This is a genomic window from Acinetobacter sp. 24-47-39, assembly GCF_056783825.1.
In genome coordinates this window covers 227,974-240,021 of sequence record NZ_JBWYIP010000001.1, presented here as the reverse complement: position 1 = coordinate 240,021, position 12,048 = coordinate 227,974, and the positions used below count along the sequence as shown (strand labels likewise).

The window sequence follows — 12,048 nt, the reverse complement described above, 5'->3', positions numbered from 1 at the left end:
AAAATCTCCGAAGTCTTGATCAATCATAGGATTTATTGTTTTGCTTACTTTATGCAACCCTATGCCAAAACACAATGTGATAATGCATCAATTGCAACTTAAATTGTTATTTTTGGAAATATGAATCCGTTAAATTATAAATGTTTAGCAAATCTTTATCTTTTTTATTGCAAAGTCTAAATGAATTCAAGGTGTTTAGAGCACTGAAATTTATTAAAATTCATTATTAATCAAAATTTTAAGTTTTCTAATATTTTTCAATCGATATCTATATTTGTCTTAAGCATTTTTTTTTAATAGTTCAACGAAAACCAGCATTTAAAAAAAATATTCTATGGGCGTAGCGTATATCTCCTCAAAGAGGAATTGATCTATGTCTCGTTTAATTACTGAAAATGTTCATGTTATTGAAAATGATCAAGATGCCATTCATGCAGCCTATCATGTTGCTGATTATGCGCTCGAAGGTCGCAATCAGCGTGACCAACAACGAGCTTTACCATTTGCAGAAATTGAATTATTCAGCCAAAAAGGTTTAGGAGGCTTACGCATCCCCCACGTCTATGGCGGTGCTGAAGTCTCTCATCGTACCCTTGCCCAAGTATTTCGTATTCTAAATAAAGCGGATTCAAGTTTAGGGCAAATTCCACAAAATCAAATTGCATTGCTCAATATGATCAACATCATGGGAAGCGATGAACAAAAGCAATTTATTTTCAACGAAATTTTAAAAGGTAAGCGTCTTGCCAATGGGGGGCCAGAACGACATACCAAAGATACCAAGACTTTAGACACACACCTTGTTTTGGAGGATGGGAAATATCGAGTTTCAGGAAAAAAATTCTATTCTACAGGCAGTTCATTTGCACATTGGTTAGCCATCAAAGCCATACACCCTGAAGGTCACGTGGTTTTAATTTTAGTGAACCGTGAATCCACTGGTATCGAAGTCATCAATGACTGGGATGGATTTGGTCAACGTACCACTTCAAGTGGCACAGTGATTTTAGACCATGTTGAAGTTGATCCATTACTGATTTTTGATGAAAGAAAATTATTGGACGTCCCTAATTTTAGAGGCGCGTTTTCACAGCTGATGCAAGTGGCTATCGATGTTGGTATTGCTGAAGCAGCATTTGAGGACATGTTGTTTGCGATCCGTAAAGCACGCCCAATTGTGGATGCACAAGTTGAGCGTGCCAGTGATGAGTATTTCACCTTACAAGAAGTTGGCAAAGCTAATGTTTTGTTAGATGCCGCCATTCTTTTGCTTGATGAAGCAGCTGATTATTTAGATTCACTCAATGTAGTTGAACAACTCTCTGATGAACAGATTGCTGAAGCTTCGATCAAAGTTGCTGAAGCTAAAGTCTATGCCAATGATGCTGCACTGCATATCTCAGAAAAGTTGATTGAGCTCGGGGGAAGTCGCGCCAGCCTCAATGTCCATAATTTTGATCAACACTGGCGAAATGCACGTGTACATACCCTTCATGATCCTATTCGCTGGAAACTTCACGCGCTGGGTTCGTATTACTTAAACCATACTTTTCCTGCACGTCATGCCTGGATTTAAGGAGTCATCATGTCATCTTTACAAGCTTTAGAGATCCAAGAATCAGGCAGTTATAGACCAGCGCATATTATTCGCTCTGATGAAGAAGCATTAAAAGTCGCACACGAACTTGCAGAAAAGTTTAAGTACCGTGCATCTGAACGAGATTTAAATCGTGAGCTTCCTCATGAAGAAATCGAAGCGTACAGTCAATCTGGCTTATGGGCCATTACAGTACCTCAACAATATGGCGGTGCCGATGTTTCTATTCATACACTGACAAAAATCATCGCATTAATGAGTGGTGTTGATGGCTCTATCGGACAAATTCCACAAAATCATTTCTATGCACTTGAAATTTTGAGGAATACTGGGTCTGATGCTCAAAAAAGACGTTTATTTACTGAAGTTTTACAAGGTGCTCGCTTTGGAAATGCCTTGGCTGAGTTTAAAACTAAAAATGCAGCACAACGCCATACCTCTTTAAGACAAGTCGAAAATGGTTATGTCCTCAATGGAGAAAAATTTTATTGCACTGGCAGTCTATTCGCTCACCGTATTCCAACCCTTGCTAGTGATGAACAAGAGCGCCAGTTTCTGGTCTTTGTTCCACGTCATAGCGAGGGCTTAAGCCTAATAGATGACTGGAGTGGATTTGGACAACGCACCACTGGCAGTGGGACTGTTAAATTTGAAAATGTACAGATTGACCCAGAGGATGTAGTCCCTTTTGATTCAGCTTATTCAACCGCCACCATTTCAGGTCCATTTGCACAAATTATTCATGCCTCAATTGAAACAGGCATTGCTCGAGCTGCTTTTGAAGAAACATTAATACGCGTTCGTCAAGCACGCCCTTGGATAGATGCAAAAGTTGAACATGCCACTCAAGACCCTTTGACACTGTACGAAATTGGTCGAATTGCAACAGACGTCAAGGCCACTGAGTTACTACTTAAACAAGCAGCGCAAGCGGTTCAAGATGCCAAAGTCTCCCCTTCAGAACATTCAGTTGCACATGCTTCTATTCAAGTGGCTAAAGCACGTGCACACAGTACCGAGACTGCACTAAAAGTCTCGTCAAAACTGATTGAACTGGCTGGTAGTCGTGCAAGTCAACGACAAGATAATCTTGACCGATACTGGAGAAACGCACGTGTTCATACCTTGCATGATCCAGCGCGTTGGAAATATTTCTTCATAGCCAATTATGTTTTAAACGGCGTATTCCCCCCAAGACGAGGTACGCTGTAATGACAAAAATTCAATCGAAACCTCAAAAACAGATCCTGTTCAATGCATTTGATATGAATTGTGTAGGTCATATTAATCATGGACTTTGGACACATCCACGTGATCAATCATACCGATTTAATGAATTAAGTTATTGGACAGAACTCGCTCAAACTTTAGAGAAAGGTCTTTTCGATGGATTGTTCATTGCCGATATTACTGGCGTTTACGATGTCTATCAAAATGGCATTGATCTAACCTTGAAAGAATCAATTCAACTGCCAAGCCATGATCCAAGCACGCTGGTGTCTGCAATGGCAGCCGTCACGCAGCATTTGGGTTTCGGTATTACAGTGAACTTAAGTTATGAATCTCCTTATCAATTTGCTCGTCGCTTCGCGAGTCTGGATCACCTGACCCAAGGACGTTTAGGATGGAATATCGTCACTGGCTATTTGGATAGTGCAGCGCGATTATTCGGTCAGCAAGGACTGAAAGATCACGATTTACGTTATGAACAAGCTGAAGAATTTTTAGAACTCTGCTACAAATTTTGGGAAGGCTCTTGGGAAAATGATGCCGTCATCCAAGATAAGCTCAATCGCATTTTTACCGATCCGACTAAAGTACATGCGATCCACCATCAAGGAAAGTTCTATAACAGTCACGGCGTCTTCCAAGTCTCGCCTTCAGTACAACGAACACCTGTTCTATATCAAGCGGGAGCATCACCTAAAGGACTACAGTTTGCCACTCGGCATGCAGAAGCCATGTTTATTGGTGGAGATACCGCTGAAAAAATTGCATCGCAAACACAAAAGATTCGCCAATTAGCCCATTCACAAGGTCGTGATGGTACAGCAATTAAATTATTTGCGGGTATCACTGTCGTCACTGCTGAAACAGATCAACAAGCGCAAGAAAAACTGCAGGACTATATTCAATATGCAAGTCCTGAAGCAGGGATTGCGCATTTTTCAAGCTCAATCGGAACAGACTTAGGTCATCTAAAAGATGAGGATGCTATTCCATATAAAAAAACCAACAGCATCGTTTCTGTAAATGAGCGCTTTAAGGAAAACAAAGTCACTTTGGCAGATTTAAAAGCTCAGCATGTACTCGGTGGACGTTATCCCTTATTTGTTGGCAGTGGAGCAACAGTTGCTCAACAGCTAATCGAATTCATTGATATTTCTGGATTAGATGGTTTTAACCTTGCCCGTACAGTCGCTCCAGAGTCACATCAAGATTTTATTCGTTATGTCATTCCTGAACTGCAACAACGTGGTCGCTATAAGACCGCCTATGCTGAGGGTAGCTTAAGGCACAAGCTATTCAATGCGGGAGATCATTTACCACTTTCACATCCTGCACATCATTTCCGATGTCCAAGCTCAACACAAGATATACAACAATCAAATTTAAATCCTATACACCAACATTCAGCTTAAGTTTTTAATATTTAGGGGTCTTTCTATGGCACAAGCTCAGTCTTCTCGACTTAAATGGATCGGCGTTGCAATCGCCATTATTGTGATTGCAGCGTTTGCATGGTCCTTTTTGAAAAAAAATGATCAACAAGAAATTGTGATTGGCATTAGCCCACCATTTGCAAAACCACTTCAAGCCGCAATTGAAGAAGCAAAGGCGCAAGGCATTCATGTACGTTTGGTAGAATTTTCAGATTGGAATACACCCAACATCACCCTAAATCATGGGGATATTGATGCAAATTATTTTCAGCATCAACCTTTCTTGAATAATGCGTTAAAAGAAACCAACTTTAAGCTCAAACCCTTGGGCATCGGCTCAGGAACACATGTCGGTTTATATTCAAAAAAATATAAAGCGATGAGTGAAGTTGAAAATGGCGCTCGAGTTGTACTGCCAAATGATCCTGTGAATCAGGGTCGCGCCCTACTCCTCTTACAACACGCTGGATTAATACAACTTAAGGATTCCAACAACCACTTATCCAACTTAAAAGATATTAAATCCAATCCAAAAAAATTGAACTTTATTGAAGTCGAAGGCCCGCAAACTGCGCGTGCCGTAGATGATGCAGACCTCGTATTTAGCTATCCAATGTACCTACGCTTAGCGCAAACGATTGATCCAAATGATGCCTTAATTTTGGATGAAATTAACAACACGCTTTATGCCATCTTATTTGTTGTTCGCGATGACTTTGAACAAACTCAGCCTGAAAAAGCAGCTCAACTGAAAAAATTTATCCAAATTTATCAAAGCTCAGACAAAGTTAAACAAGCATTGAATGAGGATATTGGTGAAAAACTATGGTTCAAAGGCTGGAAATAAGGAGCGTTCATGTCTACTTCAACACAATCATCTAAATTCATCCAAATTGCAGTCGTCATCGTCGCAGTACTGGCGGCCTTAGTGGGATATCGTTATATCAGTCAAAACTCAAATGATAAAGTTATTAAAATCGGCATTAGCCCACCCTATGCTGAATTACTGCAAAGTGTCGCTGAGGATGTAAAAGCTCAAGGTATCCATCTGGAGTTGATTGAATTTTCAGACTGGCAAGCGCCCAATGTCGCTGTGCAAAATGGTGATATTGACGCCAATTTCTTTCAACAAAGTGTTTTTCTAGCGAATGCAGTGCGTGAAACAGGCTATGACCTTGTGCCTTTTGCAAAAGGTTCAGGCAGTCATGTCGGACTTTATTCAAAAAAATATCAATCCCTACAGGAAATACCTGATCAAGCGAAAGTAGTCGTACCGAATGATCCAGTCAACATGGCACGTGGTTTAAATTTGCTGGCTCGTGCAGGCTTAATTCAAGTTAAAGATATTAATAATGAACTCACCAGCACCCGAGACATTATCAGTAATCCTAAAAGACTCAAGATTATTGAAGTTGAAGGCCCGCAAACCGCGCATGCTTACAATGAAGCTGACTTAATTATGGGTTTTCCTCATTATTTGAAAATGGCAAAAGTTGCTGATCCTACGTCTGCACTGTTATTAGATCCGATCAATAAAAAATTTGCGATTTTGTTTGTAACGCGTCGGGATTATCAAGATCAGGATGACAAATTAAAAACTGTGGTTGACACCTTCCAAAACTCTGCAAAAGTCCGTCAGATTCTAGACAAAGACTTTGGGCAAGGTTTGTGGTTTGAAGGCTGGAAATAAGGAGAATAATCATGGTGAGTTTTGGTTCACACATTGAATTTGCAGTACCCCATATTACGATTCGTCATTTAAATAAGTATTACGATGTACAAGGAAAACAAGTTCACGCACTCAAAAACATTAATTTGGATATTCCTGAAGGAAAAATTTTCGGCATTATCGGCAAAAGTGGTGCGGGCAAATCCTCATTGATTCGCACCTTAAATGGGTTAGAAACTATTTCTGATGGTAGTATTCATATACATCAACATGATCTAGGGCAACTTAATCACAATGAGTTAATCGTCCTACGCCAGCGTATTGGCATGATTTTTCAACATTTTAATTTACTATCTGCCAAAACAGTTTGGGAAAATGTCGCGCTTCCATTGAAAATCGCAAAAGTGCCTGCTGCTGAGATTCAAACTCGTGTAGATGAGGTTTTAAATCTAGTCGGTTTAGCTGAAAAGCATCATCACTATCCATCACAATTATCGGGTGGACAAAAACAACGAGTTGGGATTGCCCGCGCATTGGTCAGTAAACCGGAAATACTATTGTGTGATGAGGCAACATCGGCACTTGATCCAGAAAGCACATCTGTTGTTTTATCTTTACTGAAAGAAATTAATCAAAAATTAGGACTCACCATCGTTCTCATTACACATGAAATGCAAGTGATTCGTGAAATTTGCGATCAAGTGGTGGTCATTGATCAAGGTGAAATCGTTGAATCAGGGCAAGTTTGGTCAGTCTTCTCTCGTCCCCAGCAGAAAATCACGCAAGAACTTCTCAATTTGGAACAGCTAGATTTGCCATTCCAGTTACATCAAGAGCGAGCTACACATTTAACGCATACCATTTTGAAAATCAGCTATGCAACTGATTTGAAAAATCCTCCCAACTTAAATGATGTACTTTCTAAAATTGCACTGCCTGTGCATTTATATCAAAGCCATGTAGACACTATTCAACATCATCTGGTTGGCTCACTCATCGTAGGTATTCCTCAATTAGATGTTGATGTGCATACGCTTCATCAGCAATTCCACCATAAAACATCACAAATCGAGGTGCTTGGCTATGCACAACCAGCTCATTGATCTTTTAATTACGGGTACCATTGATACTTTGTTAATGGTCGGTATTTCTGCATTTTTAGCGCTTCTTATTGGATTGCCTATGGCTGTAATCCTCGTCAACACCTCAGAAAATGGGATTTATCCATCAAAAAAAATCAATCATGCCTTAGGTTGGGTGGTAAATATTACGCGCTCTATTCCCTTCTTAATTTTAATGGTGGCGCTCATTCCCTTCACTCGACTGATTGTGGGGACCAGTTATGGGGTATGGGCTGCGGTTGTACCTTTAACTATTGCGGCTACACCTTTTTTCGCACGTATTGCGGAAGTCAGTCTACGAGAAGTTGATCATGGGCTCATAGAAGCTGCACAAGCCATGGGCTGTAATCGCAAACAAATTATTTGGCATGTGCTTTTACCAGAAGCACTGCCTGGTATTGTGGCAGGTTTTACTGTCACGCTTGTAACCATGATCAATTCCTCTGCGATTGCGGGTGCTATTGGTGCGGGTGGTTTAGGTGACATCGCCTACCGATATGGCTACCAACGCTTCGATATGCAAATTATGTTGGCGGTGATCATCGTATTAGTCGTATTGGTCATGCTGATTCAAGCTTTGGGTGATCAATTGGCACATAGTTTGGACAAACGTAAAATCTAATTCACACTATTCAATTGAGTCTCATCTGTGTTTTCGAGAAACATCCAAGCCATGACCTGACTTTGTCATGGCTTTGATGTAAAATCACCGACAATTTTTAAATAACACTGTGTGAGTCTTTTCATGGGTTTTAATTGCGGTATTGTCGGCTTGCCGAACGTTGGTAAATCTACACTTTTCAATGCATTGACGAAAGCTGCTATTGCTGCAGAAAACTTCCCATTCTGTACCATTGAACCAAACACCGGCATCGTTCCTGTTCCAGATCCACGTTTAGATAAATTAACTGCTATTGTTAAACCTCAACGTGTTATTCCAACCACAATGGAATTTGTAGACATCGCAGGTTTAGTTGCTGGTGCTTCTAAAGGTGAAGGTTTAGGGAACCAATTCTTAGCCAACATTCGTGAAACTGATGCAATTGCACACGTAGTACGTTGTTTTGAAGACGAAAATGTTATTCACGTGAACGGCAAAATTGACCCACTTGATGACATTGCAACTATTAACACTGAGCTTGCTTTAGCAGATTTAGAAACAGTATCAAAAGCGGTTACACGTTTAGCAAAGTCTGCGAAAGGTGGTGATAAAGAAGCTGTTGCAACAAAAGCTGTACTAGAAAAAATTCAGCCATTACTTGATGAAGGTCGCCCTGCTCGCGCAGCTGATCTTGATGACGACGAGCGCAAATTAGTTCGTGGCTTTGGTTTATTAACCCTTAAACCAACAATGTATATTGCTAACGTTGCTGAAGATGGTTTTGAAAACAATCCGCACCTTGATGCTGTTAAAAAATTAGCGGCAGAAGAGAATGCTATTGTAGTTCCGCTTTGCAACCAAATCGAAGCTGAAATCTCTTTGCTTGAAGATGATGAGCGTGCTGAATTTTTAGAAGCGATGGGCATGGAAGAACCAGGTCTTAACGTGGTTATTCGTGCAGGTTATGGCTTACTTGGCCTACAAACTTATTTCACTGCAGGCGTTCAAGAAGTTCGTGCTTGGACTGTAAAAATCGGTGCGACCGCTCCTCAAGCTGCTGGTGTGATTCACACTGATTTTGAGAAAGGCTTTATTCGTGCAGAATGCATTGCCTATGACGATTTTGTTCAATACAACGGCGAAGCTGGCGCTAAAGAAGCTGGAAAATGGCGTCTTGAAGGTAAAACTTATGTCGTTCAAGATGGTGATGTTTTACATTTCCGTTTTAACGTTTAAGTCATTAAAAAAACAGCCGAAAGGCTGTTTTTTTTGCAAAGATTATTTAAAAGATTGAGATCATGGATTTTGAGTTGAAGTACTCGAGTGATTTACGTGTTTATGGTCCATGTCATAGCGTAATTGTTTAGCTCGAACCAATACTTTCTCTTCCAGTTTCTTACGTAAACCAACAAGAAATATAAATTCTGCTACGACAAATAAAGGACCTATAGCGAGTCCAACAAGATCATCTACAAAAGCTGGTTTTTTCTTTTCATAATAGTGCCCAATAAATTGAATAATCCATCCCACAATAAAAAATCCAGCACTTACCAATACCCAAGAGGATGTCGCTAAAGCTGCTACTTGTGTGGCTGGCTGATAAATTAAAGCAAATAGCACTGCCATCACTACCCCAAAAATGAGATCCAAACTCAAGTAATAAATCACCGATGCGACGATCAATAACATTGCAAGATCAATGGGATATCCTGCAACTGTAAATTGCGCTTTGGCTGCAAAACACAAGATCGAAAATACAATCAAGGGAATTCCAATAAAATGTGAAAATACGTTTTTACGATCTAGGTGATAAGCTGCATATTGTCCAAGCAAGCTCTCTAAACGAGTCATGTTATCATTCCTTTTTCTGACTATTTCCTTCACTATATATAAATGTAAACCAATAAGTTGTCGACTAGACGACAAATAAACAGCATAAAAGGGATAATTTTGCTTTCAAATCAATACGTTTATCTTTTAAAAAATAATTGGTGGTTTAGCCAGTTTGATCATGAACTACAACAGCTGATGCTCGAACATGCACAGCTCATTGAATATGGCAAAGAGCAACTGATATTTTCTAAAGCTGATCAATTTGATGGCATTTATGCCGTGATTGATGGTGCTGTTCGTTTAGCACATATTGACGTAGAAGGTCGTGAGGCGGTGACAGTTATCGCAGATCCCATTATGTGGTTTGGTGAAATTTCGTTGATTGATCAACAACCCCGCTCTCATCATGCGATTACCAGTAAAAAATCCAAAATCCTCAAAATAAGTCGTGTAGGACTTGATCTAATTTTAGAACAATATCCAAAATTTTGGTTTTATATGGCCAAATTGGTCAGTCATAAACTCCGTTATGCTTTCATGGAGTTGGTGTCTATTCAAACACAACCCCTTATTCAACGTTTAGCCCAAAGATTAATCTTTATCTTAAATGGATACGGTAATCTCAAAGAGATTGAAAAAAACACCATCAACCTATCTCAAGAACAATTGGCACAAATGTTAGTCTGCTCAAGACAGACCATTAATCAAGAACTACAGCATTTAGAAAAAATTGGCGCAATTAAAATTGCATTTAAAAAAATTGAGGTGATTAATCTCAATCAACTTAAAGCTTTAGCCGATCAAACTTAACCGACTAAAGATGATATGCTTCAGTAAAATCTGGATTAATCATTGTATTGGGGTGGCTAGGGTCACTTAAAATAATTTTGTATACGCCTTGGTGTTTCCTAATTCTGGTTGCTCAATTGCAGTTTTGCACTGCGCTTTATCGCGTTCATAATTGGCTTGACGCTGTGCGAGCTGACCCTCATTTTCCACGATTGCACGTGCCCAAGCATCTATGGTTGTTAGCGCTTTACGACAAAGCGCATATTTCCCTTCAGTCACTGAGTCGGTCATTTTGACATTAATACGCCAATCCAACACCAATTGACGCACAGGCTCGCGTACTTGTGATGGTATAAGCGCTTTATTGGCTTGATACAGAATAGGATCAACCTGATTAATCAATTGCCAAGCATGATTTGCATATTCAGTTGCATCATTGGTCAACTTCGGTGCTTCTTTAATTTCAACCTTTTCATCGGCAGTTTCTGCCTGACCACCACAACCGGACAAAGTGAAGATGAGGAATGTAGTCAATGCAGCTAATTTAAAGGGAGATTGAATCGCAAACATGACATCGCTCTAATAAACTATTCGGCACTATGCTAGTAAATTCGGGTAGAATACTCAATCTCGTTTTATACCTTTTGTTCCAATCTCCAATTAGGTTTATCGTGACCCAATCAAGCTCCCCACACATGACACCGGCAAGTTTTTGGCAAGGTGCCAAAGATAGTCAAGCCATCATTTTCACCTATTTGCCTGTTTCATTCGCGTTTGGTGTATCTGCAACTCAATTTGGTTTTACAGCGTGGGAAGCATTATTTTTATCCTGTTCGATGTATGCCGGTGCCAGTCAATTTTTGGTGGTTGCCTTACTCGGCAGTGGCACTTCTATCTGGATGACAGCCTTAACAGTAATAGCGCTTGATATTCGACATTTGTTATATGGCCCTGCTTTACAAAACTTAATTCAAGATAAACTCAATCTGAAAAAAACTGCAATTTGGTCATGGGGCTTGACCGACGAAGTCTTTGCATCAGGCATGATTAAACTTTCGCAACGCCGTCAAGAATGGTCTGAATCTTGGATGTTAGGTCTGAGTCTGTTTAGCTGGTTGTCTTGGGCACTTGGATCTTTTCTCGGGGGCTTATTTGCAGATCAAGTCAGTCATCTCCCCCAATTTTTGCAAGCAGCGCTCGACTTTCTATTACCTGCACTTTTCTTGAGCTTTTTATTGGCTGCATTTGAGAAAAAACATACCTTTGTCGTGACCATCACCATTATTGTTTCTGCTATTGCGTGTTACTTTATCGATTTATCTGCAGCGATATTCATTGGCATAAGCTCTGGTATTTTGGCTGGTTTGTTTAAACATTATGTACTGAAGCAACATGATCCTTTGCACACAGGTGAACAATCATGAATCTAGAAATTATTTGTGTCGGTATTCTAGTCGGTATCGCGAATTTCGCCTCACGCTTTGGTCCTTTTTTTGTGATTCAAAAACTGCAACAAGGTCGCCAGAAACGCGGTGCACTTTGGCTCAAAATCGCCCTTGGATCAATCGGTATTGCTGCGATCAGTTCAATGCTCGTGGTCGCGACTTTACCACCGCTCTTAGAAACACCCAATAAGAGCGTTGCCATGTTAATTGGTTTTATTGTGCTCTCGGGTTTGTATTTCAAATTTAAACAGATTGTACCTGCAACACTCACGGCCGCACTCACATACGGTTTGGTGTATACCTATTTCCCACTTTAAACATTTCTTGCGT

The 12,048-nt window shown here is 40.1% G+C and carries 13 protein-coding genes; 11 read left to right on the top strand and 2 right to left on the bottom strand.

The window, feature by feature from the left end; genetic code table 11:
* Window positions 1-373 precede the first annotated feature (373 nt).
* The 8 genes from AC1M9C_RS01160 (at window position 374) to ychF (ending at window position 8,887) form a co-directional block, all read left to right on the top strand.
* Entirely contained in the window at window positions 374-1,576 is a 1,203-nt protein-coding gene (locus AC1M9C_RS01160) for an SfnB family sulfur acquisition oxidoreductase (RefSeq protein ID WP_481608421.1), read from the top strand.
* A gap of 9 nt (window positions 1,577-1,585) precedes the next feature.
* Entirely contained in the window at window positions 1,586-2,809 is a 1,224-nt protein-coding gene (locus AC1M9C_RS01155) for an SfnB family sulfur acquisition oxidoreductase (protein ID WP_481953033.1), read from the top strand.
* Complete coding sequence (locus AC1M9C_RS01150; RefSeq protein WP_481953032.1) at window positions 2,809-4,239, top strand: LLM class flavin-dependent oxidoreductase; 1,431 nt, start codon at window positions 2,809-2,811, stop codon at window positions 4,237-4,239. Before AC1M9C_RS01155 ends, AC1M9C_RS01150 begins: the two co-directional genes overlap by 1 nt.
* 25 nt (window positions 4,240-4,264) lie before the next feature.
* Entirely contained in the window at window positions 4,265-5,107 is an 843-nt protein-coding gene (locus AC1M9C_RS01145; RefSeq protein ID WP_179998201.1) for a MetQ/NlpA family ABC transporter substrate-binding protein, read from the top strand.
* Between the two features lie 9 nt (window positions 5,108-5,116).
* Window positions 5,117-5,950, top strand: a complete 834-nt coding sequence (locus AC1M9C_RS01140; protein WP_481587039.1) for a MetQ/NlpA family ABC transporter substrate-binding protein — start codon at window positions 5,117-5,119, stop codon at window positions 5,948-5,950.
* Between the two features lie 11 nt (window positions 5,951-5,961).
* On the top strand, window positions 5,962-7,032 hold the full coding sequence (locus AC1M9C_RS01135; RefSeq protein WP_481587038.1) for a methionine ABC transporter ATP-binding protein: 1,071 nt from the start codon (window positions 5,962-5,964) through the stop codon (window positions 7,030-7,032).
* Entirely contained in the window at window positions 7,013-7,672 is a 660-nt protein-coding gene (locus AC1M9C_RS01130) for a methionine ABC transporter permease (protein ID WP_092766235.1), read from the top strand. The genes AC1M9C_RS01135 and AC1M9C_RS01130 overlap by 20 nt, the downstream gene beginning before the upstream one ends.
* A gap of 123 nt (window positions 7,673-7,795) precedes the next feature.
* Window positions 7,796-8,887 (top strand): redox-regulated ATPase YchF, encoded by a 1,092-nt coding sequence (gene ychF / locus AC1M9C_RS01125; protein ID WP_035264512.1) that lies wholly within the window; start codon window positions 7,796-7,798, stop codon window positions 8,885-8,887.
* Window positions 8,888-8,947: 60 nt separating this feature from the next.
* On the opposite strand, the gene AC1M9C_RS01120 is transcribed toward ychF, so the two are convergent.
* Entirely contained in the window at window positions 8,948-9,502 is a 555-nt protein-coding gene (locus AC1M9C_RS01120) for an Mpo1 family 2-hydroxy fatty acid dioxygenase (protein ID WP_481587036.1), read from the bottom strand.
* 99 nt (window positions 9,503-9,601) lie between these two features.
* Between AC1M9C_RS01120 and AC1M9C_RS01115 the strand changes: the two genes are divergently transcribed.
* The gene (locus tag AC1M9C_RS01115) at window positions 9,602-10,294 is read left to right on the top strand and encodes a Crp/Fnr family transcriptional regulator (RefSeq protein ID WP_481587035.1); all 693 of its coding nucleotides are present in this window, start codon (window positions 9,602-9,604) and stop codon (window positions 10,292-10,294) included.
* Window positions 10,295-10,360: 66 nt separating this feature from the next.
* Here AC1M9C_RS01115 and AC1M9C_RS01110 read toward each other — a convergent pair whose 3' ends face one another.
* On the bottom strand, window positions 10,361-10,843 hold the full coding sequence (locus tag AC1M9C_RS01110) for a hypothetical protein (protein WP_035264529.1): 483 nt from the start codon (window positions 10,841-10,843) through the stop codon (window positions 10,361-10,363).
* Window positions 10,844-10,968: 125 nt separating this feature from the next.
* On the opposite strand from AC1M9C_RS01110, the gene AC1M9C_RS01105 reads away from it, so the two are divergent.
* Both AC1M9C_RS01105 and ygaH read left to right on the top strand, forming a co-directional pair.
* Window positions 10,969-11,697, top strand: coding sequence for an AzlC family ABC transporter permease (locus AC1M9C_RS01105; protein WP_481587034.1), 729 nt, complete (start codon window positions 10,969-10,971; stop codon window positions 11,695-11,697).
* Entirely contained in the window at window positions 11,694-12,035 is a 342-nt protein-coding gene (gene ygaH, locus AC1M9C_RS01100; protein WP_179998205.1) for an L-valine transporter subunit YgaH, read from the top strand. The genes AC1M9C_RS01105 and ygaH overlap by 4 nt, the downstream gene beginning before the upstream one ends.
* Window positions 12,036-12,048: the final 13 nt, after the last annotated feature.

Bases quoted from the DNA above. Each gene is read 5' to 3' on its own strand.
- AC1M9C_RS01140 (WP_481587039.1), top strand. From the start codon at position 5,117: ATGTCTACTTCAACACAATCATCTAAATTCATCCAAATTGCAGTCGTC.
- AC1M9C_RS01160 (WP_481608421.1), top strand. From the start codon at position 374: ATGTCTCGTTTAATTACTGAAAATGTTCATGTTATTGAAAATGATCAA.
- AC1M9C_RS01135 (WP_481587038.1), top strand. From the start codon at position 5,962: ATGGTGAGTTTTGGTTCACACATTGAATTTGCAGTACCCCATATTACG.
- AC1M9C_RS01120 (WP_481587036.1), bottom strand. From the start codon at position 9,502: ATGACTCGTTTAGAGAGCTTGCTTGGACAATATGCAGCTTATCACCTA.
- AC1M9C_RS01155 (WP_481953033.1), top strand. From the start codon at position 1,586: ATGTCATCTTTACAAGCTTTAGAGATCCAAGAATCAGGCAGTTATAGA.
- AC1M9C_RS01110 (WP_035264529.1), bottom strand. From the start codon at position 10,843: ATGTTTGCGATTCAATCTCCCTTTAAATTAGCTGCATTGACTACATTC.
- AC1M9C_RS01130 (WP_092766235.1), top strand. From the start codon at position 7,013: ATGCACAACCAGCTCATTGATCTTTTAATTACGGGTACCATTGATACT.
- AC1M9C_RS01145 (WP_179998201.1), top strand. From the start codon at position 4,265: ATGGCACAAGCTCAGTCTTCTCGACTTAAATGGATCGGCGTTGCAATC.
- AC1M9C_RS01150 (WP_481953032.1), top strand. From the start codon at position 2,809: ATGACAAAAATTCAATCGAAACCTCAAAAACAGATCCTGTTCAATGCA.
- AC1M9C_RS01105 (WP_481587034.1), top strand. From the start codon at position 10,969: ATGACACCGGCAAGTTTTTGGCAAGGTGCCAAAGATAGTCAAGCCATC.
- ygaH (WP_179998205.1), top strand. From the start codon at position 11,694: ATGAATCTAGAAATTATTTGTGTCGGTATTCTAGTCGGTATCGCGAAT.
- ychF (WP_035264512.1), top strand. From the start codon at position 7,796: ATGGGTTTTAATTGCGGTATTGTCGGCTTGCCGAACGTTGGTAAATCT.